The 25,936-nt window shown below is 65.2% G+C and carries 25 protein-coding genes; 3 read left to right on the forward strand and 22 right to left on the reverse strand.

Features of this window, described 5'->3' with window-relative positions; translation table 11 throughout:
- Position 1: 1 nt before the first annotated feature.
- From priA to EB836_RS08205, 6 genes are all read right to left on the reverse strand, one after another.
- The gene (priA, locus tag EB836_RS08180) at positions 2-739 is read right to left on the reverse strand and encodes a bifunctional 1-(5-phosphoribosyl)-5-((5-phosphoribosylamino)methylideneamino)imidazole-4-carboxamide isomerase/phosphoribosylanthranilate isomerase PriA (protein WP_135539303.1); all 738 of its coding nucleotides are present in this window, start codon (positions 737-739) and stop codon (positions 2-4) included.
- Positions 740-816: 77 nt separating this feature from the next.
- A complete protein-coding gene (gene hisH, locus EB836_RS08185; protein WP_135539305.1) occupies positions 817-1,425 on the reverse strand; it encodes an imidazole glycerol phosphate synthase subunit HisH in 609 nt (202 codons plus the stop codon).
- Positions 1,422-2,024 (reverse strand): hypothetical protein, encoded by a 603-nt coding sequence (locus EB836_RS08190; RefSeq protein WP_135539307.1) that lies wholly within the window; start codon positions 2,022-2,024, stop codon positions 1,422-1,424. Before EB836_RS08190 ends, hisH begins: the two co-directional genes overlap by 4 nt.
- Entirely contained in the window at positions 2,021-2,617 is a 597-nt protein-coding gene (hisB, locus tag EB836_RS08195) for an imidazoleglycerol-phosphate dehydratase HisB (RefSeq protein ID WP_135539308.1), read from the reverse strand. The genes EB836_RS08190 and hisB overlap by 4 nt, the downstream gene beginning before the upstream one ends.
- Complete coding sequence (locus EB836_RS08200) at positions 2,614-3,846, reverse strand: histidinol-phosphate transaminase (RefSeq protein ID WP_135539310.1); 1,233 nt, start codon at positions 3,844-3,846, stop codon at positions 2,614-2,616. Before EB836_RS08200 ends, hisB begins: the two co-directional genes overlap by 4 nt.
- Before the next feature lie 154 nt (positions 3,847-4,000).
- On the reverse strand, positions 4,001-4,339 hold the full coding sequence (locus EB836_RS08205; RefSeq protein WP_135539312.1) for a LysM peptidoglycan-binding domain-containing protein: 339 nt from the start codon (positions 4,337-4,339) through the stop codon (positions 4,001-4,003).
- A 234-nt stretch (positions 4,340-4,573) separates the two neighbouring features.
- Between EB836_RS08205 and lexA the strand changes: the two genes are divergently transcribed.
- Complete coding sequence (gene lexA / locus EB836_RS08210; RefSeq protein ID WP_135539314.1) at positions 4,574-5,329, forward strand: transcriptional repressor LexA; 756 nt, start codon at positions 4,574-4,576, stop codon at positions 5,327-5,329.
- Between the two features lie 117 nt (positions 5,330-5,446).
- Here the strand turns inward: lexA and EB836_RS08215 are convergent, their stop codons facing one another.
- Both EB836_RS08215 and hflX read right to left on the reverse strand, forming a co-directional pair.
- The gene (locus EB836_RS08215) at positions 5,447-7,417 is read right to left on the reverse strand and encodes an ATP-dependent DNA helicase (protein WP_135539316.1); all 1,971 of its coding nucleotides are present in this window, start codon (positions 7,415-7,417) and stop codon (positions 5,447-5,449) included.
- Positions 7,414-8,886, reverse strand: coding sequence for a GTPase HflX (gene hflX / locus EB836_RS08220; RefSeq protein ID WP_135539318.1), 1,473 nt, complete (start codon positions 8,884-8,886; stop codon positions 7,414-7,416). Before hflX ends, EB836_RS08215 begins: the two co-directional genes overlap by 4 nt.
- A gap of 129 nt (positions 8,887-9,015) precedes the next feature.
- On the opposite strand from hflX, the gene EB836_RS08225 reads away from it, so the two are divergent.
- Entirely contained in the window at positions 9,016-9,630 is a 615-nt protein-coding gene (locus EB836_RS08225) for a methyltransferase (protein ID WP_135539320.1), read from the forward strand.
- A gap of 96 nt (positions 9,631-9,726) precedes the next feature.
- On the opposite strand, the gene dapF is transcribed toward EB836_RS08225, so the two are convergent.
- From dapF to EB836_RS08245, 4 genes are all read right to left on the reverse strand, one after another.
- Positions 9,727-10,716, reverse strand: a complete 990-nt coding sequence (gene dapF / locus EB836_RS08230; protein ID WP_135539322.1) for a diaminopimelate epimerase — start codon at positions 10,714-10,716, stop codon at positions 9,727-9,729.
- A gap of 46 nt (positions 10,717-10,762) precedes the next feature.
- Positions 10,763-11,344: a PadR family transcriptional regulator gene (locus EB836_RS08235; RefSeq protein ID WP_135539324.1), complete on the reverse strand. Its 582-nt coding sequence runs from the start codon at positions 11,342-11,344 to the stop codon at positions 10,763-10,765.
- Between the two features lie 73 nt (positions 11,345-11,417).
- Positions 11,418-12,821 (reverse strand): aminomethyltransferase family protein, encoded by a 1,404-nt coding sequence (locus tag EB836_RS08240; RefSeq protein WP_135539326.1) that lies wholly within the window; start codon positions 12,819-12,821, stop codon positions 11,418-11,420.
- 89 nt (positions 12,822-12,910) lie between these two features.
- Positions 12,911-13,777, reverse strand: coding sequence for a methylenetetrahydrofolate reductase (locus EB836_RS08245; RefSeq protein WP_240689731.1), 867 nt, complete (start codon positions 13,775-13,777; stop codon positions 12,911-12,913).
- A 255-nt stretch (positions 13,778-14,032) separates the two neighbouring features.
- Between EB836_RS08245 and EB836_RS08250 the strand changes: the two genes are divergently transcribed.
- Positions 14,033-15,391, forward strand: a complete 1,359-nt coding sequence (locus tag EB836_RS08250; protein WP_135539328.1) for an MFS transporter — start codon at positions 14,033-14,035, stop codon at positions 15,389-15,391.
- Positions 15,392-15,514: 123 nt separating this feature from the next.
- On the opposite strand, the gene miaA is transcribed toward EB836_RS08250, so the two are convergent.
- The 10 genes from miaA to EB836_RS08300 form a co-directional block, all read right to left on the reverse strand.
- A complete protein-coding gene (gene miaA / locus EB836_RS08255) occupies positions 15,515-16,447 on the reverse strand; it encodes a tRNA (adenosine(37)-N6)-dimethylallyltransferase MiaA (RefSeq protein ID WP_135539330.1) in 933 nt (310 codons plus the stop codon).
- The gene (locus tag EB836_RS08260) at positions 16,434-17,147 is read right to left on the reverse strand and encodes a hypothetical protein (protein WP_135539332.1); all 714 of its coding nucleotides are present in this window, start codon (positions 17,145-17,147) and stop codon (positions 16,434-16,436) included. Before EB836_RS08260 ends, miaA begins: the two co-directional genes overlap by 14 nt.
- A gap of 1 nt (position 17,148) precedes the next feature.
- Entirely contained in the window at positions 17,149-18,645 is a 1,497-nt protein-coding gene (gene miaB, locus EB836_RS08265; protein WP_135539334.1) for a tRNA (N6-isopentenyl adenosine(37)-C2)-methylthiotransferase MiaB, read from the reverse strand.
- Between the two features lie 34 nt (positions 18,646-18,679).
- Positions 18,680-19,582: a regulatory protein RecX gene (locus EB836_RS08270; protein WP_240689733.1), complete on the reverse strand. Its 903-nt coding sequence runs from the start codon at positions 19,580-19,582 to the stop codon at positions 18,680-18,682.
- Positions 19,563-20,654: a recombinase RecA gene (gene recA / locus EB836_RS08275; RefSeq protein WP_135539336.1), complete on the reverse strand. Its 1,092-nt coding sequence runs from the start codon at positions 20,652-20,654 to the stop codon at positions 19,563-19,565. Before recA ends, EB836_RS08270 begins: the two co-directional genes overlap by 20 nt.
- 224 nt (positions 20,655-20,878) lie before the next feature.
- Entirely contained in the window at positions 20,879-21,106 is a 228-nt protein-coding gene (locus EB836_RS08280) for a DUF3046 domain-containing protein (RefSeq protein WP_135539338.1), read from the reverse strand.
- Complete coding sequence (locus tag EB836_RS08285; RefSeq protein WP_135539340.1) at positions 21,106-21,435, reverse strand: helix-turn-helix transcriptional regulator; 330 nt, start codon at positions 21,433-21,435, stop codon at positions 21,106-21,108. Before EB836_RS08285 ends, EB836_RS08280 begins: the two co-directional genes overlap by 1 nt.
- Before the next feature lie 177 nt (positions 21,436-21,612).
- Positions 21,613-22,182: a CinA family protein gene (locus EB836_RS08290; RefSeq protein WP_205683339.1), complete on the reverse strand. Its 570-nt coding sequence runs from the start codon at positions 22,180-22,182 to the stop codon at positions 21,613-21,615.
- A complete protein-coding gene (gene pgsA / locus EB836_RS08295) occupies positions 22,175-22,840 on the reverse strand; it encodes a CDP-diacylglycerol--glycerol-3-phosphate 3-phosphatidyltransferase (protein WP_135539342.1) in 666 nt (221 codons plus the stop codon). The genes EB836_RS08290 and pgsA overlap by 8 nt, the downstream gene beginning before the upstream one ends.
- Positions 22,841-22,947: 107 nt before the next feature.
- Positions 22,948-25,704, reverse strand: coding sequence for a DNA translocase FtsK (locus EB836_RS08300; RefSeq protein ID WP_135539344.1), 2,757 nt, complete (start codon positions 25,702-25,704; stop codon positions 22,948-22,950).
- Positions 25,705-25,936: the final 232 nt, after the last annotated feature.

A 25,936-nucleotide genomic window follows, 5' to 3' on the forward strand; every position in this document is an offset into this window, starting at 1 on the left:
TTCATCGTCCTGCGACGTCGAGGGCCTCTTCCAGAGTGAACTTGCCGGCGTAGAGTGCCTTGCCCACGATCGCCGAGTCGACGCCGAAGGGCACGAGCTCACGCAGGGCGCGCAGATCGTCGAGGCTGGAGACACCGCCGGAGGCGACGATCGGGGTCTCGGTCTTCTCGGCCAGGGACTTGAGCAGTTCGACGTTGGGGCCCTGCAGGGTGCCGTCCTTGCGGACATCGGTGACGACGTAGCGAGAGCAGCCGGCCGCTTCGAGGGTCTCCAGGACTTCGTAGAGGTCTCCGCCGTCCTGCGTCCAGCCGCGGGCGGCCAGCGTCGTGCCGCGGACGTCGAGTCCGATGGCGACCTGGTCGCCGAAGCGGGAGATCATCTCAGCCGTCCACTCCGGGTTCTCCAGTGCCGCGGTGCCGATGTTCACGCGTTCGGCACCGGTGTCGAGTGCGCGCTCGAGGCTTTCGGTGTCGCGGATTCCGCCGGAGAGTTCGACCTTGATCCCCACGGCTTTGACGACCTGGTTGAGCAGGTCCGAGTTCGAACCGCGGCCGAAGGCGGCATCGAGGTCGACGAGGTGGATCCACTCGGCTCCCCTGCTCTCGAAGTCCTGAGCCGCGTCGATGGGTGAGCCGTAGTCGGTTTCGGTGCCGGCTTCACCCTGGACGAGGCGGACGGCTTTGCCGTCGGCGACGTCGACTGCGGGAAGGAGGACGAGCTTGTTCGGGGTCTCTGTCATTGTGACCTTTCTGCGAAGGGTGCCAGGGGTTTCGGGCAATGCTAGTCGGTGCGCTCGGTCAGGAACTGAGCGGGGCTCTACGAGAACGTGCCGATCCAGTTGCGCAGCAGCTGCGCTCCCGCTTCGGCGGATTTCTCCGGATGGAATTGGGCCGCCCAGGTGGTGTCGTCTTCGACGGCGGCGATGAAGTCGCTGCCGTGTCGGGCCGTGGTCACCTTGGTGCCGGGAGGCGGCTGGGTCGCGGCATAGGAGTGGACGAAGTAGAAGCGCTCCTCGCGGATGCCGGCGAACATCTGCGAATCCTCCGGCGCGGAGACCTGCGACCAGCCCATGTGGGGAACGACCGGGGCCCTGAGGCCGGTGACGGCTCCCGGCCACAGGCCGATGCCGTCGGTCTGCACGCCGTGCTCCTCGCCTCGGGCGAAGAACACCTGCAGGCCCACGCAGATGCCCAGCAGCGGACGGCCCTGTGCATGGCGGGTCCGGATGAGTTCGACTCCCCCGACGTTCTGCAGTCCCGTCATGACGGCGGAGAAGGCACCGACGCCGGGGACGAGGAGACCATCGGAGTCGTTGATGACGTCGTGGTCGGCCGTCAGTGTCACCTCGGCGCCGGCGGCAGCGGCCGCGCGCACAGCGGAGCGGACGTTTCCGGCGCCGTAGTCGAGGACCGCGACCGTCGTCATTGCTTCGCGCCCTTACTCAGCACCGACCAGATCCGCCACAGGGAGAATCCGAGGACGATGGAACCGAAGACGGCGACGACCCAGGCGACGGTGTTGCCGCCGAGGCCCAATGCGACGCCGAAGGCAGCGACGAGACCGGCGAGGACCGCGGCGACGATCCACAGCAGCGCGGTGCGGGCCACCGCGGCACGTCCCGGCGTCATGGTGGCGGCGCTGGCCTGCAGCTTCGTCATCGAACTCGTCGGGATATTGCCGTCGACGTCTTCGGCGGCGACGGTTTCGAGCAGGAGACCTTCGAGCACATCGGGCAGGTTCTTCAGAGCCAGCCCGGCGGGAACATCGGATTCGCGGTTGCCGTGACGGTAATGTCCGGCATCGATCTGCTCTTCACTGCGGACGAGGAGGAGGACCTCATGTTTGCCGGCGAGCTTCGAGATCGCGGCAGCCGCCTCGTTGCCGGCCTGCACATCGGTGTCGGCGAGGACGATTCCGGTGAACTCCCCGATCGGAACGATGGTGCCGTGGATGTTCGACAGCACGCAGGCTGCGGCCAGCTGCTGGGCGACCCCGAAGGGGGTCACGAGAACGGTCGTGCTCACAGGACTCCCTTGGTGCTGGGAACGGAATTGCTGCGGGGGTCTTCTTCCACGGCTTCGCGCAGGGCACGGGCGAAGGCCTTGAACTGGGCTTCGACGATGTGGTGCGGGTCGCGACCGCGCACGAGGTCGAGGTGGACGGTCAGTCCGCCGTGGAAGGCGATGGATTCGAGCGAGTGGGAGGTCATCGAACCGGTGAAGTGACCGCCGATGAGGTGGTACTGCTGACCGTCGGGTTCGCCTGCGTGGACGAAGTAGGGGCGACCGGAGACGTCGACGACACACTGGGCCAGGGCTTCGTCGAGTGGAACCGCGGCGAAGCCGTAGCGACGGATGCCGATCTTGTCGCCGAGGGCTTCGCGCAGGGTCTGGCCGAGCACGATCGACGTGTCTTCGACGGTGTGGTGGACATCGATGTGGGTGTCGCCGGTGGCGGTCACGTCGAGGTCGATCATCGAGTGCTTCGCCAGGGCGGTGAGCATATGGTCGAAGAACGGCACGCTGGTCGAGATGTTCGAGGTGCCGGTGCCGTCGAGGTCGACGGACACGGACACCGTGGACTCGGAGGTGGTGCGTGAGTTCTGGGCCTGCCTCATGGTGTGCCTTTCGTCGGGGCGGAGGATGACGGAGCTGAGCCGGAGGGAGCCGAGCTGGAAGTCGTTGAGCTGGGAGCCGTTGAGCTGGGCGGAGACGTCGGTCGTTCGGCGAGGATGTCCGGGGACTCGGCGAGGATCTCATCGATGGCGCGAAGGAACGCGTCGGTCTCATCCTCGGTGCCGGCGTTGACGCGGGCGTGGCCGGCGATGCCGATGTCGCGGATGAGCACGCCGCGGTCGAGCAGCTCCTGCCACAGTCGTGCCGGTGAGGAGATGTTGCCGAAGAGCACGAAGTTCGAATCGCTGTCGTGGACGGTGAAGCCGACTTCAGCGAGATGCTCCGACATGCGGTTGCGGGAGTCGATGAGCCGGTCGACGTTGCCGAGCAGCACGTCGGCGTGTTCGAGGGCGGTGCAGGCAAGGACCTGTGTGACCTCGGACAGGTGGTAGGGCAGACGGACAAGGCGGAGGGTGTCGATGAGTTCGGGGGCGGCGATGGCATAGCCCAAGCGCAGCCCGGCACAGGCGAAGGCCTTGCTCATGGTGCGGGACACGACGAGGCGCGGACGGCCGTCGAGCAGGGTCATCGCCGAGGATGCGGCCGGGCGGGAGAATTCCGCGTAGGCCTCATCGACGATGACGATGCCCGAACAGTTCTCGTAGGCGGCGTCGATGACGTCGAGGCCGATCGAGGTGCCTGTCGGGTTGTTCGGGGTGCAGAGGAAGACGATATCGGGGTCGACCCGTGCGACCTCGGCGGCGACGGTCTCAGCGTCGAGGGTGAAGTCGTCCCTGCGGTCGACGTGCCTCCATTCGGCTCCGGTCCCGGTCGTGATGAGCGGATGCATGGAGTAGGACGGGGTGAAGCCGAGGACGGTGCGGCCCGGGCCGCCGAAGGCCTGGACGATGTGGCTGAGGACTTCGTTCGAACCGTTGGCTGCCCAGATCATGCCGGGTTCGAGTGCGACTGTGTCTCCTGCGCGTTCGTTGACACCGTTGAGATAGGTGACGAGGTGTTCGCGCAGCGCAGTGAATTCCCGGTCCGGGTAGCGGTTGAGCCCGGAGAAGTGATTGTTGACGGCGGCACGCATGCTGTCGACGACGACGTCCGGGAGCGGATAGGCGTTCTCATTGACGTTGAGCTGGACCGGCACGTCGAGGTGCGGAGCCCCGTAGGGCTTGAGCCCGACGAGGTCGGCACGCACTGGCAAAGATTCGATGTTTCCCACGCGATCAGTCTACCGAGAGACTCCCACCGCTCCGGCGGCGGGTCGAGCCTCGAGATCCGACATCGGAGCTCCGGCCCGATGCGGCCGAAAGCAGCTCCCCGGCGACCTCGCACGTTGCCACGCTGCGCGGCTGCCGGTCTCACCCGGCCGGCCCTCAGCGGACGGGGACGTCGAGGGTCTGGCCAGGGTGGACGGTCGGAGTCGTCAGATGGTTGATGTCGACGATATCGGCCACGACATCGCGGGTATCGCGATCAAGTCCGAGGCTCGAGGCCACGGTCCACAGCGACTCGCCTTCACCGACGACGACCGCGTCGGCTTCGATGCCGATGCTCTCGGATTCCGGTTCGGCGACCGCTGCGGCCGAGAACGACTGGGTGGCGAGGAGGAGCGCTCCGCCGATGACGACGAGAGCAATGAGCAGGGTCCGGAGAAGGCGAACCGCCTGGCGTCCACGAGTGGTCAGGCGCAGCCCGGTGTTCTGTGCAGACATCGCATTACCTCTTTCATTCGTACGATTCCACCAGCAATCGGTAGAACGTCTGTTCTATTCAACATGCCAATCGAACAAATGTCCAGTCCAACTCGAACATCTATGCGACAATGAGAGGGAACCAGCGTTGTTGATTGATCTGTCAGAACCATCTCAGCCGGCACTGACACGAGTATCTTCGAAGCGGAGATCACGGCGTCCAGCGGCAGGGAATAGAACGAAGGGGAACGAGCAATGGTTCAGAACAAACGAGGCAGAGGCCGGCCTCGCAACGAAGATGTTGCCAGTGAGATCGCTGCCGCTCGCAGCGATGACGACGAGATTCAGATCCCTGAGGGTTCGACCGGCGAAGACGACTTCCGCCTCACCCCACGTCAGCGTCTCGTGCTCGAAACCATCGAACGCGCTGTCGTGACCAACGGCTACCCGCCGAGCATGCGCGAGATCGGCAAGGCCGCCGGACTCGCTTCGCTCTCGAGCGTGGCCCACCAGCTCTCCCAGCTCGAACGTCTCGGTTATGTCCGCCGCGATCCGAAGCGCCCGCGCGCCATCGAGGTCGTCAATCCGTTCGAAGAGGAAGAGGCGGAGCGGGCGAAGTTCGAAGAGCTTGCCAACAACACCGTGCAGGTGCCGGTCGTCGGACGGATCGCCGCCGGTGGCCCGATCCTCGCCGAACAGGAAGTCGATGACATCTTCTCGCTGCCGACGCAGGTCGTCGGCTCCGGTGAGATGTTCCTGCTCAAGGTCGTCGGCGATTCGATGATCGAAGCCGCCATCTGCCACGACGACTGGGTGGTCGTGCGCAAGCAGCACACCGCGGACAACGGCCAGATCGTTGCGGCGCTGCTCGACGGCGAGGCGACCGTGAAGACGCTCAAGCGCAAGGCGGGTGAGCAGTGGCTGATGCCGCAGAACGAGAACTATGAGCCGATCGACGGCACCTACGCCCAGATCATGGGGCTCGTCGTCGCTGTCATCCGCCGCCTCTGAGCACACTGCCGGCGGCCCCGGCACTCAACGCTCGAACACAGAACGCCTGCGACCGGATCGGTCGCAGGCGTTCTGCCATTCAGGCGGAGCGATCGGTCGTCGAGGCGCAGTGCCTAGTCATTCCGTTTCGGACTCGGCGAGGCGGGCCAGGCTCGTGCGCACGAGCTGAGCGTTCGTCGTCGGCCACATCCGCGGCATCGAGTTGACGAGGAAGCCGGAGTACCGGGCCGAACGCAGCCGCGAATCGAGCACGGCCACCACTCCCCTGTCCTTGGTCGAGCGGATGAGCCGACCCGCTCCCTGTGCCAGACGCAGCGCGGCATGTGTGGCGGAGACGGCCATGAAGCCGTTGACACCCCGCTGATCGGCATCCCGCGCGCGGGCCTGCATGAGCGGGTCGTCGGGGCGCGGGAACGGCAGCCGGTCGATGATGACCAGCCGGTTCGTCCGGCCCGGCACGTCGACTCCCTGCCAGAGTGACATGGTGCCGAACAGGCAGGTCTGGTCATCGGCGGTGAATTGGGAGACGAGTGCGGGCAGGCCGTCATCTCCTTGGAGCAGGATCGGAAAATCGAATTTCTCCCGCAGGTGTTCGGCTGCGGCATTGGCCGCCGCCCGAGAGGAGAACAGTCCCAGTGCCCCGCCGTTCGAGGCTCTGACGAGCTCTTCGAGTTCGGTGAGCGCTTCGTCGCTCAGGCCGCTGCGTCCGGGTTTGGGCAGGTGGGAGGCGACGTAGAGGATGCCCTGTCTGCCGTAGTCGAAGGGCGAGCCGACGTCGAGGCTGTCCCATTTCGGGGCGTCGGGGCCGAAGAGTCCCAAGGATGCGGCGACCGCGTCGAAGTTCCCGCCCAAGGACAGAGTCGCCGAGGTGGCCACGACGGTGGACTCTTCGAAGATGCCCGAGCGCATGGTCCCGGCCACACTCAGGGGTGCGACGACGAGGTTCGTCGTCTCCTTCTCCCGGAATGTCGACCGCGAGAGCCAGATGACGTCGTTCTTGCCCGGATCGCAGAAGCGTTCGGCGAGTTCGAAGATCTCCTGACACCGGGCCTTGGCCATCTGCCGGCCGGCATCGGCGTCTTCGGTCTTGCCTCCGATGTCGTTGATGATCTGTCGGGCGGAGTCGCGGATCTGCGTCAATGCCAGCCCGAGGGCTTCGCTCATATGGAGGATGAGTCCTTCGGGCACCGAGGACTGTGCGCGTTCGAGTGCCGCCGCAGCGGAGTCGAGAAGGGAGACGACCCCGTCCTGGACGGTGGTGTGTTTGCGCACCGAACTCGTCGCGGCCGAGAGCATGCTCGTGTTGATCTGCCCGGACAGGGCGTTGGTCACCCGGTCCTTGAGCTCGTGGGCCTCGTCGATGATGATGACATCGTGTTCGGGCAGCACGTTCGATTCGCCGAAGGCGTCGATGGCCAGCAGCGCATGGTTGGTCACGACGATGTCCGCCTCGGCGGCCTTGTTCCGGGCGATCTCAGCGAAGCATTCGGTGAACAGGGGGCAGTTCGATCCGAGGCAGTCGAAGGCGTTGACGGACACCTGCGACCAGGCGCGGTCGCTGACACCGGGCATGAGGTCATCACGGTCACCGGTGTCTGTGGTCTTCTCCCAGGTGCGGATCCTCTGGATCTCCTCGCCCAGGCCGGAGCGTTCGGCCGGTTTGCGTCCCGCCTCGGCGTCAGCACCGAGGTCGAAGAGCATTCCTTCGCCTTCGTCGGGGTACCCGCCGGAGAGCTTGTGCTTGCATACATAGTTCCGTCGGCCCTTGAGCAGAGCGGCCCTCGGCAGCGGGTCGAGGTCCTTCTTCACGGCTTTGAACAGACGCGGCAGGTCACGGTGGATGATCTGCGTCTGCAGCGCCAGGGTCGCTGTCGATACGACGACCTTCCCGCCGGTGCGATTGACGTATTCGGCCGCCGGCACGAGGTAGGCCAGGGACTTGCCCGTGCCGGTGCCGGCCTGCACGAGCAGGTGGATGCCTTTGTCGACCGCCGAGGCGACCGCTTGAGCCATATCCTGCTGACCCTGCCTGGGCGATCCGCCGATGGCCCCAACGGCGGATTCGAGGAGGTCGTCGACAGCCTTCACTCGTCGATGACCAGGTCCGGACGCTGGAACTCACGCAGCTCGTCGACGATTTCGGCCGGCACCTTCACCTGCAGGCTCGTGCCTTCGGACCCGTGGGATTCGTGTTCGACGGTGCCCAGGGCGTAGATCTTCGACACGAGGTCGCCGCGTTCATAGGGGACGAGCAGCGTCATGTCGATGTCCGGGGCGGGAAGCCGACTCTCGATGGCCTCGACGAGGGCGTCGATGCCTTCCCTCGTCACGGCCGAGACGAACTGCGCCTTCGGATATTCCGCGCGCAGACCGGTGATCACGGCCTCCTCGGCGAGATCGGACTTGTTGAACACGAGGAGTTCGGGGATGTCCCCGGTCTCGACGTCTTTGAGGACTTCGCGCACGGCGTGGATCTGCCCGTGCGGGTCCGGGTGGGAGGCGTCGACGACGTGGAGGAGCAGATCCGAACCGGCGGCCTCCTCGAGCGTCGAGCGGAAGGCTTCGACGAGCTGGTGGGGCAGGTTGCGGACGAAACCGACGGTGTCGGTGTAGGTGAAGACGATGCCGTCGGCGGTCTTCGCCTGTCGGACGGTCGGGTCGAGGGTGGCGAACAGCGCGTTCTGCACCATCACCTCGGCATCGGTGAGCCGGTTGAGCAGGGAGGACTTGCCCGCGTTCGTGTATCCGACGATCGCGGCCGAGGGCACATGGTGGCGGGCGCGGTTCTTCCGCTTCGTCTCCCGTGACGGGGCCATTGCGGCGATCTCACGGCGCAGTTTGGACATGCGGGTGCGGATGCGGCGGCGGTCGAGTTCGATCTTCGTCTCACCGGGTCCGCGGGAGCCGATTCCGGCACCGCCGGCGACACGACCGCCGGCCTGCCGGGACAGCGACTCGCCCCAACCGCGCAGGCGCGGCAGGAGGTATTCGAGTTGGGCGAGTTCGACCTGGGCCTTGCCTTCACGGGATTTCGCATGCTGGGCGAAGATGTCGAGGATGAGGGCGACACGGTCGACGACCTTGACCTTGATGACGTCCTCGAGGCCGCGACGCTGGCTGGGGGCGAGCTCGGAGTCGATGATCACGGTGTCGGCGCCGACGGAGGCGACGATCTCGGCGAGTTCGTTCGCCTTGCCTTTGCCGAGGTAGGTGCCGGGGTCCGGTTTGTCACGGCGTTGGATGAGCGCGTCGAGGACGTCCGAACCGGCGGTTTCGGCCAGCGCCGCGAGCTCACGGATCGAGTTCTCGGCTTCGGCCTGAGTGGTGTTCCAGATGCCGGCGAGCACGACGCGTTCGAGTCGGACCTGGCGGTATTCGACCTCGGTGATGTCTTCGAGTTCGGTGGAGAGTCCGGCCACACGGGTGAGTGCGGCACGCTCGGCGAGGTCGAACTGGTCGTCCTCGCGGGTGGTGTCGTGATCGTCCAGGGCCTGGGCGCCTCGGGAGAGCACACGGTCGAGCATCGCGTTGCGACGCTCCTTGTCTTCAGACGTCATTCATTCCTTTGTTCTCTGCCGCCCGCACGGGACTGATCGTGTGGGCGTGGTCCTGCTGCGCACCGACGGTGGCGCATCGCACCGACGATGGTGTCCATCAATTCTCCCACAGCCGTCTAGACTGAAGTGGTGTCAGAGCACTATTTCACCGAATCTCCGAGCAGTGAGGCCAAGACCCGCGAACTGCGCCTCGAATTGGCCGGCCGCGAGGTCACCGTCGAAACCGTATCAGGCACGTTCTCACCGACTCGCCTCGATCTCGGCACCGCCGTGCTGCTGCGGCATCTGCCCGAACCGCCGACCGGTGATGTCCTCGACCTCGGCTGCGGGTGGGGGCCGATCGCCCTGCACACCGCATTGGAGGCCAAGGACGCCGAGGTGGCCCTGCGAGTGTGGGCACTCGACGTGAACTCCCGGTCCCTGGAGACGACAGCGGCGAACGCGCGCCGGCTCGGACTCGATTCGATTGCTCCCGTCACCGCCGAGCAGATCCCCGCGGACCTCCAGTTCTCCGCCATCCGGTCCAATCCCCCGATCCGCATCGGCAAGGCCGCCCTCCACGAACTGCTTGAGACCTGGCTGCCGCGACTGGCGCCGGGCGGTCGGGCCGATCTCGTCGTGTCGAAGAACCTCGGGGCCGATTCCCTGCAGAAATGGATCGCGCAGATGCTCGGGGACGGGTTCACGATCGAACGCACGGGTTCGTCGAAGGGCTTTCGCGTCCTCACCGTCCACCGCGGCTGAGTCTTCGGTTCGACACGTCATTCCGCGCCGAGGCTGAGGTCTTCCCTCGCCGAGGTCGGGCTCGGCTGCGCGTACGAAGTGCGGTCCGCTCGCGCCTCAGCTGATGGTGCCGCTGGCGACGAGGGTCGCGGGGCCCGCGAGGCTGACACGTCCGCTCGTGCCCTCGGGGTTCGGGTCGATCTCGATGCGCAGCTGTCCGCCGGGCACGTCGACGCGCCACTGCAGCGGCGAGGTCTCCCCCGCCCAGTGGTGGGCGGCGATCGCTGCGGCGCATGCGCCGGTGCCGCAGGAGCGGGTCTCGCCGACTCCGCGTTCGAACACCCGCATGCGCAGTGCGCCCTCTCCTCCGGCAACGTCGGAGCGAGCGGGCTCCATGACGATGTATTCGACGTTCGAACCGTCCGCGGGCACCGGGTCGAGGACCGGGGCGTCACGCAGATCGGCGGCAGAGAGTTCGGAGTGTTCGGCCAGCGCGACGACCGTATGCGGATTGCCGGTGGACACGCGCAGTCCGGGTCGAGCGACTTCGACGCCGCCGGTGGTCACGAGCACCGAGCTCGACGGGTCGAGTGACCAGTCGCCCATGTCGATCGTGTACCAGGCGTCGCTGGCCGAGCCGGGTCCCGACGCTCCCGTGCCGACGACGTCGTCGCCGGTCTGGACGCCGAGTGCCGGGTTGAGGGTGGTGCGCACGGTTTTGATTCCGTCGCGGGTGCCGACGAGGATGTCGCGGGTATCGGCCGGAACGCGACCGCTGGTCACGAGCACGTGGGCGAAGACACGCACACCGTTGCCGCACATCTCGGACAGGCTGCCGTCGTTGTTGTAGTAGTCCATGAACCATTCGGCGCCGGCTGCGGCCTGCTCGGCTGCGCCGGGGATGCCGCTGGCGGCGGACCGGACGATGCGGATGATGCCGTCGGCGCCGAGCCCGGCTCGCCGGTCGGCCAGTGTGGCCACGGTTTCCGGATGCATCTCGAGTTCGCTGTCATCGTCGGACAGCAGGACGAAGTCATTCTGCGTGCCGTGTCCCTTGAGGAAGGAGACATCGGTCCAGGCGGCGAACGGGGTATCCGGAGTGCTCATGGCACCATCCTATCGGTGGACCTCGGCGGCTCGATACAGTCTCCGATCAGGGACCGAATCTCTTCGCCAGCTCGAGGCCCCTCTGCGCCCACGCGATCTCGGTTCGTGCCTTCTCGGCCAGTCCTTCATAGGCGAATCGCTTGAACGCGATCGTCTTCTCGCGGTCTTCGGGGCGGGTCACTTCCAGTCGCCGCTGGAGCATAGGTGTGGTCAGTGTGTCGATCTTGTCGATCTCGTCTTCCCAACACTTCAGTTCAGAAGTCCAATGGGCGATGTGATCGTTGAGGAAGGCTGTTCGGGTCTCATGATCGGCTGATTCCAGATACGCGGCTTTGAGATGCGCAGCGTCACGCGTGCGCTGATACTTCAGCGGAGTGCGCATCCATTCGGCGAAGTTGTCCTCACCGGCATCCGTGACGTGATACACCCGCCGGGTGGCCACGCTCCCCCGGGTCTGCTCTTCGGGCTCGACGAGTCCTTCCTTGGCCATCTTCCTCAGCTCGGGATAGATCTGCGAGTCCGGAGCGTGCCAGACGTATCCGACGGACTGCGAGAACTGCTTCTGCAGCTCGTAGCCGGACATGGGTGCTATCCGCAGGAGCACGAGGAGGGCACTGCGTAGGCTCATAGGTCTGAATCTCCCTGTAGTCGAACGCATTGAGGGCCCGAACCGAAGTCCGGGCCCTCTCAGGATAGCGGTGTCAGTTCGTGTAGCCGGTCCGCCAACCGCCCTTATACGTCTGACGTGCGACCGTCGAATACGGGACCGGGCTGACAACAGCACGAACCTCGGTCTGCTCGTGCGGCTCGACCGATGCCTTCGAGGTGCCTCCGTTCGGCTCGCCCCACACGACCTTGAGCTCCGCGCCTTCGGGAACTTCTGGATCGATCACGGCCAGTGACAGTCCGCGACGTTCGTTGGCCGAGTATCCGGTGAACATCGAGAAGCCGACTGTGTTGCCCTCGGCGTCGATGACCGAGTCGTAGTTCGCCGAACCGTAGTTCGCCAGCGGCAGATCGAAGTACTTGTAGTTCGGACCGTCGACATTGAGCGGCGAGGACAGCACCTGGCCGAGGTCGTCGGCGTCCCAGGCGAGGGTGACCTTCCGACGCTGCTTCGCCGGATCCATCTTCTCCAGGGCGCTGCGGCCGATGAAGTCGTGGTCGAACTTGACGAAGGAGCCATAGCCGAGCTCCCACGGGGTCAGGTAGTAGTCTTCGATGTTCTCCGAGACGAACGATCCGGCCAGCGTTCCTGTCGCTTCGTAGCTGTCGACACCGAGCCATTCGCGGAAACCGCGCTCTTCCTCGCCGGTGTAGATCGCCGGCAGCGGCGAAGGGATCCAGCCGGATTCGAGGGTGTTCGACGGGTAGGCGCGAGCCCCGACCGGCAGGAGGCCGAACTCGGCTCCCGCCTCGACGATGGCATCGCGGATCAGGTGGTGGTCTTCGTAGGGGCCCCAGACCTCGAGGCCCGGAGCGCCGGCCATTCCGTGCCGCAGCGTGCGGACCTGCTTGCCGGCGATCGACATCGTCGACATGTTGAAGAAGCCGAGCTTCTCGAGCGGGCCGCCGTTGAGCTTCTCAATGATGCTCCACGCGTTCGGACCCTGAATCTGGAATCGGCAGTACTGCCGTGAGACCGCGTCGCCATACGGGCGCGAGGGCGAACGACGATCGATCTCGATGTCGAGGTTCGAGTAGCCGCCGGTCTCGCCGTGGTAGAGCAGCCAGTTCGACGCCGGGGCGCGTCCGACGTAGACGTACTCGTCTTCGGCCTCGTGGAAGAGGATGCCGTCGCCGATGACATGGCCCGAGGCCGTCGTCGGAACGTACTGCTTGGCCTTGTTCACCGCGAACTTCGCCGTTGAGTTGATGGCGGTGTCGGAGATGAGCTTGATGGCGTCGGAGCCGCGCAGGAACACGTTGTCCATGTGATGTGATTGGTCGTAGAGGACTGCGGTCTCCCGCCATGCCCGCTGTTCCTTGATCCAGTTGCTGAAGTCAGCGGGGACGACCGGATAGATGTATGACCCGATCTGGGAATTGCGGAGCAGGTCGACCGGGTTCGTGGTCTCGAGGAGCTGCTGGAGATTGTCGGTCATGGGATGTGAACCTCTCTGTTCTGATTCTTGCTGATGGTCGCGTTCTTGCTGGTGGTCGCTGACAGCACTTCTCGTTCGGCGTGGGCCCCCTAGAGTCCGGGCGAGAAGTCGCTGACCCATTGGGCCGTGTTGAGCAGGCCGCCGAAGGTGTAGAAGTGCACCTTGATGTTGCTCCTGTGCGGGCCGTCGTTCCTGCTCGGGTCGTCGATTTCGCCTGCCAGCTCGGTGAGGAACCTGTCGGGGCCTGCCGTGCCGAGAAGATTGGTGAGGGAGAATCCGTACTTCTTGACGATCGAGGCGCTTGTCCCGACCCCGAATCGGCCCGCATATCCGAGCAGCCGCTTGATTCCGGCTGGGCCGGGCGTTCCGATGCGGATGAGGGAGTCGATTCCGTGCTCCCGGGTCTCCCGGATCCACGTACAGACCCGGTCGGCATCGAAGGCGAACTGGGTGAGGACCACACGGTCCAGCCCTTGGGCTTTCAGGGACTGGGTCTTTGCCTCCATATGAGACCACAGGTCGTTCGTTGCGATATCGGGGTGACCTTCCGGGTATCCGGCGATGCCGACCTCGGTCACGCCGTAGTTCGGCAGAATTCCGGTATCGATGACCGACAGCGAATCGGCGTAGGGTCCTTCCGGTTCCTTCGGGTCTCCGGCGACGACGAATACGCGCTCCGAAGCCCCCACCTGCTGAAGTTCGCCGAGGAAGTCTTCAAGCTCAGCTGGCGATTTCAGTCTGCGCGCGGAGATGTGCGGAACCGGAACGAAGCCCAGCTCGCGGACCACCTTCGCAGCGTTGACTCGCATCGCGAGCTCCTCGTTGCCGAGGAAGGTGACGTTGACGCGAGTGCCTGGTGGTATGGCAGGAGCCGCTTCACGCAGCTTCTCGACGTCCTTGCCCGTCATTTCGAGTGAGTAGTCGTCAACGAGCTGAGTTCCGGTTGCTGTGACCACGAGGCCGCCTTTCACGAACACTTCAATGGGTTCCGTGAGTCACTATACGCATAGGTATTTGCCTCAGTCCATAGGTACTTTGCGCATCGCCTCCCCGGAGTGAGCCCTGGCCGCGAACCATTGCCCTGCGGCTCGGGCGATGCTAGCGTGACTGGCATCTCATTTTCACTATCATCATAGGGACTCTGTATAGGGAAGTCGCATCGGGGCGACGTTCCTGCTCTTCACCAGACCTCACAATGACGGAGACTTCTCGTGGATCTACGCACTCGCATCGACAACTCGCCGATGTCCTTCTACCAATGGCTGATCGTCGCGATCTGCACACTTCTCAACGCCTTGGACGGCTATGACGTCCTGGCCATCTCCTTCTCCTCCAATCAGGTGACCGAAGAATTCGGACTTACCGGGACTGCTCTCGGACTCGTCATGAGCGCGGCGCTCTTCGGCATGGCCGTCGGAGCCCTGGTGCTCGGCCCGGTGGCAGACCGAATCGGGCGCAGGAACATGATCGTGATCGCCATCATCATCAATGCGATCGGTCTCTTCATGTCCGCAACCGCAACCTCGGCGAATCAGCTCGGTCTGTGGCGGATCGTCACCGGCTTGGGCATCGGAGGCATTCTGGTTGCCACCAACGTCATCTCAGCCGAATACTCCTCACGCAAGCGTCGCGGCCTGGTCATCAGCATCTATGCAGCGGGGTACGGAATCGGTGCGGCGATCGGCGGATCCGTGATGGTCGCGCTCATCGCGAGCTCCGGCTGGCGATCGGTGTTCGTCCTCGGCGGTGCGCTGGCCGTCTTCTCACTCCTGCTGGTCATCTTCTTGGTACCGGAGTCCCCGTCGTTCCTCTACAACAGGAAGCCGCACAATTCGCAGGCCAAGCTCGAAGTCATCGCCCGCAGGCTCGGTTTCGACGAGCCCGTCGATATCGATGCCAGGCCGGCCGCATCTGCTGGAGGAGCGGACTCCGGGACGGGAATCATGGCTCTGTTCAATCGCCAGAACCGCCGCGTCACCTTCGTCGTCTGGACGACGTTCTTCATCATCATGTTCGGGTTCTACTTCGTGAATTCGTGGACTCCACGGCTCATGCACGAAACCGGTCTGACAGACACCCTGTCGATGATCGTCACCGTCGGTCTCACCTTGGGCGGGGCCATCGGTTCTGTGGTCTTCGGCCTCTTCACCTCACGCTGGTCCACGCGAACCGTACTCATGACGTTCTCGGTGGTGGCTGCCGTGCTCATGGCGATCTTCATTTTCATGGCGCAGTGGATCGCAGTCGTCGTGGTCTTCGGTGTGCTTGTCGGCATGTCGATCAACGGCTGCATCGCCGGACTCTACGTGCTGACGCCGCAATCGTACCCGTCGACGCTGCGGTCGACGGGCGCAGGATGGGGCATCGGAATCGGGCGATTCGGCGCCATCATCGCTCCGACGGCCACCGGTGCCCTGCTCGACGGAGGATGGAGTCCGCAGCTGATCTATGTGTTCGTCGGAGCGGTGCTGCTCCTGGCATCGCTTGTGCTCATGGGGATGCGCGGCATCGACGTCGAAGCGAACAAGCGACCGCAGACCGAGAACCGGGCACATGCGGGAGCGGAGTGACGAGCCGAGCAGAGGCCGGAGCGAAGTGGCGAGCCGAGCACATGCCGGAGCGAAGTGGCGAGCCGGACAGAGGCCGGAGCGAAGTGGCGTACCGTCAGTCGAACCTGCGTCGGCGGACGCCGATCAGGGCTCAGTGAGCACCTTGAGCGCTGCTGCCAGGTTCTGTTCGGTGTCGGCGGCGCTGCCGTCGATCCAGTGGATGCGCGGGTCCCGGCGGAACCAGGTGTCCTGCCGTCGGGCGAACTGACGGGTCCTGATCGTGGTTTCCTCCTGCGCCTCGGCGACGGTGAGCTCCCCGGCGAGGTGGCGCCGGATCTGGGCATAGCCGATGGCTCGGGACGCGGTCTTGCCCTCCGCCAGTCCGTGGTCGAGGAGGTCACGGACCTCGTCGACCCAGCCGTGGTCCCACATGAGTCCGACACGGGTCGCAATGCGTTCGTGGAGGACGGTCCGGTCCATGCTCAGCCCGAGGTGGATCGTCGGTTCGATCTCCTGGTAGTCGGGCAGCTGGGCGCTGAAGGGGCGTCCGGTGAGTTCGATGACTTCGAGGGCCCGGGCGATGCGCCGCTGATCGTTCACGGTGATCTTCGCGGCTGCGGTCGGGTCGAGTTCCCGCAGCTTCTTGTGCAGGCTCCAGCGATCGGCTGAGGCTTCTGCTTCGAGACGGGCACGGACAGCCGGATCGGTGCCGGGGAATTCCATATGATCGACGGCGGCGCGGACGTAGAGCCCGGACCCGCCGACGAGGATCGGTCGGTGCCCATGTTCACGCACCTGCGCGATGGCGGCCCGCGCACGCGCTTGGAAGTCCTGGACGTTCGCCTCTTCCGTGACGTCGAGGATGTCGATGAGATGGTGGACGATGCCTCGGCGCTCCGTGACCGGCAGCTTCGCGGTGCCGATGTCCATCCCCCGGTAGAACTGCATCGAGTCCGTGTTGATGATCTCCCCGCCGAGGCGCTCGGCCAGATCGAGGGCGAGCTCGGACTTGCCGGTGGCGGTGGCTCCGACGACGGCGATGATCGGCGGCGGATCGTGGTGCTCAGTCACGGTCATTCACGCCCGGGTGTTGGAGAGCGCCAGTCTCCGCTGCCGTCCAGGAACCTGTACCGCACAGTGACCGCACATCGTGGACGCGCTCGTCGAACCTCACGTCGACTGACGAGATCTCAGCGCCCTGTTCGATGAGGTGTTGGATCCCGGCCTCAAGGACGGAGAGATTCGCATGCATGGACTCCCCCTGGGCACAGAGGTCGACAACGGCGGCCGCCTCAAGGGTCGCGCCGGCGGTGAGTGCCGCGACGACCGCGGTGTCGAATTCTGCGGCTCCGTCGACCGGGGCCAGAGGAGCTTCTTCGGCCGCGGCTCCGGACAGGTCGACGGGCAGCAGCAGATTCGCACTCGACCCGAGCGCTCCGACCTCGACTCCGGTGGCATGAGCATGAAGGAGGGCGACGATGATGGCGGAATCGACCGCCTCGGCGAGGGACCGTTCGGTCTCGGTCAAAGATTCGACGAGCTCGACCCAGGCACCACCGGTGTGGAGTCGGTCGGTGCGGAGGTCGAGGCCGCGATCGATGCCCCAGCCGCCGAGCCCGGCCACGGGAGGCAGGGTGTCGATAGGCAGTGCCCAGTTCGAGTGGGTGCCCAGGATCTCGCGGATCTTGGCGCGCAGTCCGGCGGTGCGGACCGTTTCGGTCCGGTCGATGTCGTCGAGCAGCACGGGGGCTGCCGGGATGATGGCGAAGCCGCTCATCTCAGTCGCGGGGGCGGATGGTCGGCATGCCGAGGTTCGTCGCCCCGCCCGCGCCCTGTCCGGGCGCAGGAGCGCCGCAGCTGTCGGCCTGCGCACGGTCGTAGGCGTCGCCGGCGCGGGACGGGCGCAGCGAATATCCGGAATCGGCGAGCAGGAAGTAGGGTTTCGCCTCGGTGACGGTGGCGGTGACGAAGTCGCCGGGGCGAGGAGGCTCTGCGCCTTCGGGGATGCCGACGTGGACGAGTCGGTTGTCCGCGGCGCGACCGCTCAGTCGTGGGGAATCATCGTGCGGAAGCTTGGTCACGAGCACCTCGACCTCGCGGCCGATCTGCTTCTTGTTCTCGTCCCAGGCGATCTCGTCCTGGAGTGCCGTGAGGCGTTCGAAGCGTTCCTGGACGACGTCCTTCGGGATCTGGTTGTCCATGGTCGCGGCCGGGGTGCCGGGCCGGATCGAGTACTGGAAGGTGAAGGCCTGAGAGAAGCGGGCGCGGCGGACGATGTCCATGGTGCCTTGGAAGTCCTCCTCGGTCTCACCGGGGAAGCCGACGATGATGTCGGTGGTGATGGCCGCGTGCGGGATACGTTCGCGCACGCTGTCGAGGATGTTCATGAATCGCTTCGTCCGGTAGGACCGGCGCATGGACTTGAGGATGGTGTCCGAACCGGACTGCAGCGGCATGTGCAGCTGCGGCATGACGGTGGGGGTCTCGGCCATCGCTTCGATGACGTCGTCGGAGAAGGCGGCCGGGTGCGGGCTGGTGAAGCGGACGCGTTCGATTCCGTCGATGTTGCCGACAGCCCGCAGCAGTTTCGCGAACGCGCCTTTGTCACGGAATTCGGCACCGTAGGAGTTGACGTTCTGTCCCAGCAGGGTGACTTCGACGACTCCGTCGGCCACGAGTGCTTCGACCTCGGCGAGGATGTCGCCGGGGCGACGGTCCTTCTCTTTGCCACGCAGGCTGGGGACGATGCAGAAGGTGCAGGTGTTGTTGCAGCCAACCGAGATCGAGACCCATCCGGAATGCTGGGATTCGCGGCGGCTGGGCAGGGTCGAAGGGAAGACGTCGAGGCTCTCGAGGATCTCGACCTGGGCTTCCTCATTGTGTCGGGCGCGTTCGAGCAGCGCCGGCAGGGACCCCATGTTGTGGGTGCCGAAGACGACATCGACCCAGGGGGCCTTCTTGACGATGGTGTCGCGGTCCTTCTGTGCCATGCATCCGCCCACGGCGATCTGCAGGCCCGGGTGGTTCTCCTTGACCTTCGCGAGTTGACCGAGGTTGCCGTAGAGCCGGTTGTCGGCGTTCTCGCGCACGGCGCAGGTATTGAAGACCACAACATCGGCTTGGTCGTCGGTGTCGGCCTGAACATAGCCGGCGTCGTCGAGGAGTCCGGAGAGACGTTCGGAGTCGTGGACGTTCATCTGACATCCATAGGTCTTGACCTCGTAGCTGCGAGGTGCGGTCTCGGATGTCGCCGGGGATTCAATCAGTTCAGTCATGGCGCACCTATTCTAGCCCTTCCCCGGACTCGGTTCAGTCTTCGGCGAGGACCTCGCGGGTGACCTTGATGCAGATCGCCGAGGGGAAACCGCGGCGGGCGAGCATGCCGAGGATTCGGCGCTCTCGCACGTGGTATTCGAGACGGCGGGTCGAGGCCGCTTTCTTCGCCGCGACTTCGCGTGCGAGTTCTTCCTCGCCATCGACTTCGGCGACGGCATCGTCGGCGAGTTCGGGGCTGATGCCCTTCTTGCTCAGTTCGCGTTTGAGTACGGAGCGAGAGAGTTTCCGGTTCTCTCTCTGCGCCCGGACGAAGCGGTGGGCGAATTCTTCGTCGTTGAGCAGACGGGAATTCTGCAGCTTCTCAATGAGTTCGTCGACGGCCTCGGGCATGAGGTCGCGTTTGAGCAGCTTCTTGCGCAGCTCGTCGCTGGCATGATCGCGCATGGCGAGCATGTTCATTGCTGTCTTCTTCGCCTGCGCATAGTCGGCCTCGAAGTCGGGGGCATCGTCTTCGTCGTCGAAGCGCAGGCCGCCTTCGACGTCGGTGCCGGCACCGGTGTCATTGTCCTCAGATGCGAAGTCAGGGGCGTGTGTGCCATCGAGTGTCTGCGCAGAGTCCGGAACAGCGACGAAGTCGGGAAGCGCGTCGGTCCCACCTTCGACCCAGCCGTTTCCTGCGTCCTTCTGCGGACGTGGGCTGCGGGACGCCTTTTTCTTCTTTCGCGGCGCATTCCTCGGAGCAGGGTCCGCGTCGATACCAGAGAGCCCGGCGAAGAACCCGCCGTCGCCTTCGGCATGGCGCTGGTCGATCTCGGTGATCGCACTGCGCAGCTGGGAAAGCGTCGTCGCCTGACCGGAGTCTCCCGCACCGACCTGGGCGGCCGGTGCGGTGAACTCGTCGTCAGGCATCGGGGTGTCAGGAGACTTCGACGTCATCCGTCTGTGCTTCTCCGGCCGCTTCGGCGTCTTCCTCGGGTTCGTCGACCTTGATGAGACCCAGCTTGTGCTTGATCTTCAGTTCGATCTCCTCCGCCAGTCCGGGGTTGTCCCGGAGGAAGTTGCGGACGTTCTCCTTGCCCTGGCCGAGCTGATCGCCGTCGTAGGTGAACCAGGAACCGGACTTGCGGATGATGCCGTTGTCGACGCCCATATCGATGAGGCTGCCTTCGCGAGAGATGCCGTGGCCGTAGAGGATGTCGAATTCGGCCTGCTTGAACGGCGGGGCGACCTTATTCTTCACGATCTTCGCGCGCGTCCGGTTGCCGACCGCGTCCTGGCCCTCCTTGAGGGTTTCGATGCGGCGGACGTCGATGCGTACGGAGGCGTAGAACTTCAGCGCCTTACCGCCCGAAGTGGTCTCCGGCGAACCGAAGAAGACGCCGACCTTCTCACGCAGCTGGTTGATGAAGATCGCGGTGGTCTTCGACTGGGCCAGGGCGCCGGTGATCTTACGCAGCGCCTGCGACATCAGACGTGCCTGCAGGCCGACGTGGCTGTCACCCATCTCGCCTTCGATCTCCGCCTTCGGCACAAGCGCGGCCACGGAGTCGATGACGATGACGTCGAGGGCTCCCGAGCGGATGAGCATATCGGCGATCTCGAGCGCCTGCTCACCGGTGTCCGGCTGGGACACGAGCAGCTGATCGGTGTCGACGCCGAGCTTCTTCGCGTACTCCGGGTCGAGCGCGTGCTCGGCATCGATGAAGCCGGCGATTCCGCCCGCCTTCTGAGCATTGGCTACAGCGTGGAGGGCCACGGTCGTCTTACCGGAGGATTCCGGGCCGTAGATCTCCACGACGCGGCCGCGCGGCAGACCGCCGATGCCCAGAGCGATGTCGAGGGCGATCGAACCGCTCGGGATCGAGGCGATCGGCTCCCGGACTCCATCGCCGAGACGCATGATCGCGCCCTTGCCATAGTTGCGATCGATCTGTCCCATCGCCGCTTCGAGCGCCTTCGACTTGTCGCCGCCGGTGGGGACCTGAAGGTTCTTGGGTGTACGTGCCATGACGTCTCCTCTTCGTTGCTTTTCCGTTGAGACCAAGGCTAGAAGATGGCACTGACATAACGACAGAGGAAGGATTTCCCCCGTGGATAACCAGCCACTCATGGTCACAGGTCCCGTGATTCCCTACCAGCATAACCGACATGGGAACAGGTGTTCTATATATTGGGGTGTGTCGCGCATTTCGTTCGAGCGCGACGTCTGCGGTCGGCGGGAATCAGCACGAATCAGAACGGGGTGGCGCGCGGTTTCTCTTTGCCGAGGCGGCGGGATTCGGGCACGCCCATGGAATCGCAGACTGCGATCCAGATGTCGCGGGGTTCGACTCCTGCCGAGAACGCCTCTGCGGCGGTGCGTGAGCCGAGCGAGCTGAGGGTGAGGTCGGTGTGCAGGGAGGCAGCACGCGCCTCACCGAATTCCTCGTTCATGAGGATCCAGTAGAGCGTGTGCCGCATCAGGGCTTGGCGGCCAGGCGTGGCCCGGAGTAGCTCTCGGGATGGCCGAGGATCTTGTCCGACAGTTCCTGCGGGATGGTGTCGGGGATCTGCACTCCCTCTTCGAGGGCGAAGCGATCGGAAACCGAGGACAGCAGCGCTGACAGCGGCAGATCGAGTGCCTCGCAGATGGCCGACAGCAGCTCCGAGGAGGCTTCCTTCTGTCCGCGTTCGATCTCGCTCAGGTAGCCGAGCGAAACGCTGGCACCGGTGGAGACATCGCGAAGGGTGCGTCCTTGACGACGGCGGGCGGAGCGTAGCGCGTCGCCGATTTCGACTCTCAATAACATAACGCGGCCCTCCCTTTGTCAGCGCGTTCCGTCGTGGTGGTTCCAATAACCTTACAACCTGGCCGTGACACAGCACCAACCTGGTTCCCCGAGCGGATGGTTTTGCCAGTCCACTCGAAGACTTTGGAGAGATTACGTCCGATGGTCATCACTCGGTCAACCTCTTAAGCATCGAAGTTATTCCCCTGACGGCCCGACCGCCCCGGGCTCGGTGCTCTCGGCAGGGGCAGGCTGCGACTGTTCGGGGGCCGGGCCGAAGGCAAGTGCGGTGACGAATTCGTCGAGGTTGACCGCCATCGCCTGCACCGTCTGATTGCGGATGGCGTTGCGGTCGCCGCTGAACTCGTGTTCGAAGATTGTGGCTTTGCCGCCGAAGGCGATCGCCGTGTAGGCGAGCCCCACCGGCTTGTCGTCCTGCGGGTCGGGCCCGGCCACCCCGGTGCATGAGATCCCGATGTCGGCCACGCATCTCTGAGCGGTGCCGACGGCCATCTGTGCGGCGACGACCGGGTCGATCGGCCCGGTCTCCTCGAGGTGGTCGGCATCGACTCCGGCGAGGCTGGCTTTGAGGTCCGTGGCGTAGGTGACCAGTCCCCCGCGCACAACGGCTGAGGCACCGGGAACGTCGACGAGTGAGGCGACGAAGCGCCCTCCGGTCAGGGATTCCGCCGAGGCCAGTGACAGACCCAGTCGTGTGCAGGTGGCGATGATCCGCCGGTTGGATTCGAACAGCTCGGTCTCAGTCACGGGCCCCGTCCCCTGCCGCACTCGAACCGCCGGCCTTCGCCTCCTTGTAGAGCTTCGCCGCCTGCACGCAGTAGTCGATGCCGGTGACGAGGGTGACGACGATGGCCCCGGTCATGACGACCCACGCGAAGACGAGCAGGACGACGTAGACGACGGGCGGGACCAGGTGCGCCAACGGGAAGATGAGCAGGAAGAGTCCGATGGCGACGGTCTGCAGCACCGTCTTGATCTTCCCGCCGCGTGAGGCGGGCATGACGGCGATGCGGATCATGAAGAACCGCAGCACGGTGATGCCGAGTTCGCGCACGAGGATGATCACCGGCACCCACCAGGGCAGTTCGACGATGATCGCGAGCCCGATGAGGGCGGCGGCCATGAGCGATTTGTCGGCGATCGGATCGGCGATCTTGCCGAAGTTCGTCACGAGGTTGTATCTGCGGGCCAGATCACCGTCGATCTTGTCGGTGAGCATCGCCAGGAGGAACACGACGAGGGCCCACCAGCGGGTGGTGACATCGTCGCCTCCCTGGGCCAGGAGGAGGACCAGGAAGACGGGCACCATGAGGATGCGCAGCACCGTGAGCGCATTCGGAATGTTCCATGGGCTCGGTTCTGCGGCGGGCTGCTGAGAGGCTCCGGCCTCGACTCGATCGTTCACGACTCCACCCTATCGGAGTGAGCTGGACAGATCATCGCAGCCACAATCGCCGAGGCGGCCGTCCGTGGTCACGGACGGCCGCCTCGGCGAAGGGGTGGGTTCGAGACTCACCGCCCGGTGAGCTGCCAGGCGTCGTCTCCGCTGGCTTCGACGACTTCGAGCCCGGTCTCCGGGTCGATATCGCCGACGCTGAAGTCTTCGGCGTGGCCGACACCGTGGGCGTAGCGGTCGCGTCCGTGGTCCGACGACTGCGAACCGGGGTTCGACGACTGTCCGTAGTCCTCGAACTCCTCGTCGTAGTCTCCCGCCGCCGAGGCATGCCCGGACTGGCCATGGTCCTGTCCTTCGGGTTCGGCCGCGGCCCCGGAGGAGTCATCTTCGGGCGGAGGAGTATCGCCCTTGATGATGGCCAGGGTTCCCGGCAGGTCGTCGGGGCGTACGAGCACATCGCGGGCCTTCGACCCCTCGGAGGGCCCGACGATGCCGCGGGACTCCATGAGGTCCATGAGCCGGCCGGCCTTGGCGAAGCCGACACGCAGCTTGCGCTGGAGCATCGACGTCGAACCGAACTGGGTGGTCACGACCTGTTCGACGGCCTGGAGCAGGAGGTCGAGATCGTCGCCGATCTCCTCGTCGATGACCTTCTTGGGCGCCTCGACGGCGACGTCTTCGCGGTAGTTGGGCTTGAGTTGGCCCTTGACGTGGTCGACGACCTTCTCGATCTCGGACTCGTTGACCCAGGCGCCCTGGACACGCATCGGCTTCGCCGCGCCCATGGGCAGGAACAGGGCGTCACCCTGGCCGATGAGCTTCTCCGCACCGGGCTGGTCGAGCACGACTCGTGAGTCGGCCAGCGAGGAGGTTGCGAAGGCCAGTCGTGAGGGCACATTGGCCTTGATGAGGCCGGTGACAACGTCGACGCTGGGACGCTGGGTGGCGAGCACCAGGTGGATGCCGGCGGCACGGGCCAGCTGCGTGATGCGCTGGATCGAGGCTTCGACGTCGCGCGGGGCGACCATCATCAGGTCGGCGAGCTCGTCGACGACGACCAGCAGGTAGGGGTAGGGCTGGAGGACGCGTTCGGATCCGGCCGGCGGATGGATGCGGCCCTCGCGGACGGCCTTGTTGAACTCCTTGACGTGTTTGAACCCGTACTGGGCGAGGTCGTCGTAGCGGGCGTCCATTTCGCGCACGACCCACTCGAGCGCCTCGGCGGCCTTCTTCGGGTTCGTGATGATCGGGGTGATCAGATGCGGGATGCCCTCGTAGATCGTCAGCTCCACGCGCTTGGGGTCGACGAGGATCATGCGCACCTCGTCGGGTGTCGCGCGCATCATGATCGAGGTGATCATCGAGTTGACGAAGCTCGACTTACCGGCACCGGTGGCACCGGCGACGAGCAGGTGGGGCATCTTCGACAGGTCGGCGACGACGAATCCGCCCTCGACGTCCTTGCCCACGCCCATGACCATGGGGTGGTCGGTCTTGCGGGCGGCCTTCGAACGCAGCACATCGCCGAGGGCGACGTTCTCACGGTCGGAGTTCGGGATCTCGATGCCGATGGCCTTCTTGCCCGGGATCGGCGAGAGGATGCGGACGTCGGCGCTGGCCACCGCGTAGGAGATGTTCTTCGACAGCGCCGTGACCTTCTCGACCTTTGTGCCGGCGCCCAGCTCCACCTCGTAGCGGGTGACCGTGGGGCCACGGGAGAATCCGGTGACCTCGGCGTCGATCTTGAACTGCTCGAGCACATCGCGCAGGGCTTCGACGACGCGGTCGTTGGCCTCGGAGCGTTCCTTCGCGGGAGGTCCGGGCTGGAGGTTGTCCGAGGCGGGCAGGGTGTAGGTGACGTCGCCGGCCAGCGTGAGCTGTTCGACGCGTTCGGGCAGCTGCTCCGTGGGCGGCGGCGGGGGTGCATTCGTCACCGGCACCGGCGTCGAGGCGGCTGCAGACTCGGACTTCTTCGCCTGGTTCGCGTCGTCGTCCATGCCGATGGTTTTCTTGAGCTCGGCGACCTCGCGTTCGGCCTTGGTCGGACGGCGCTGGCCGGGCTTGAGCTTCGGTTCGGTGTCGATGACCGTGGTGTCGGCCTCTTCGTCGCTGACATCGTCTTCGTGGATGTAGGCCTTGTCGTAGGCCTTGGTGACAGCGTCGTCGTCGGACTTCTTGTCGGAGTCCGGGATGTCGGTCTTCTTCTTCCGGCTCCGGCGCTTCGCGCCCATCACGGGCTTGAGGTCGGAGGTGCGGCTGTTGTCGGCGACGAGGTCGACGGGGTTGCCCTCGGAGTCCACCTCGGCGGTCCGGCCGGGTCGGGCACCGCCGGTGAGTCGGTAGTACAGGTCGGTGAGACGCTTCGGAATCGCGCGCACCGGGGTCGCGGTGACCACGAGCAGGGAGAACAGTCCGAGCAGGACGAGCAGCGGCACCGCCACGTAGACGGTGGTCGCGACGACCAGGGGCGAGGACACGACGAAGCCGAGGGCTCCTCCCCCGTTGGCCATGGCTTCGCGGGAGTTCGTGAAGGACGGGTTGCCGGCGGCGATGTGTGCCAGGCCGGAGGCGGCGAGCAGGCCGAAGATCATCCCGATGAGGATGCGGTTGTTGCCGCGATTGTCGTCGCCGCGCAGGAACAGGCGGATCGCGTAGCAGGTGAAGATCACGGGCAGGGCCAGAGCCACTCGCCCGAAGGTGCCTTCGACGATGCCGCGGACGCCGTCGCTGATCGCGCCGGGGATATTCCACCATTCGAAGGCGGCGATGACGATCGAGAGGCCGATGAGGAAGAAGGCTGTGCCGTCCCGCTTCGTCGGTGACTGATCGGTCGGTTCGTCGCTGAGAGTCTTTCGCGCACGGTTTCCGGCCATGTGGGCCACTCCCCTCCATGCACCGGTGACAACGTTTGTCCCGGGTTCTTCGGTCCCCGCTTGACCGGACCGACCAGCGTTTTTGCGCGCTGTGCGTTTCCCGGAACCAGAAGCGGGGGAAGTCGTTCTGGTTGCCATGTCTCTCATCTTAGGACGATATTGCGCTCCTGCCCAGCAAATCCGCAGGTTTCGGCGTGTGGCGAGGCGGGTGGTGTGGCGTGTGGTGGACGAG

The sequence above is a fragment of the Brevibacterium sp. S111 genome (assembly GCF_004745075.1).
Classification (GTDB): Bacteria; Actinomycetota; Actinomycetes; order Actinomycetales; family Brevibacteriaceae; genus Brevibacterium.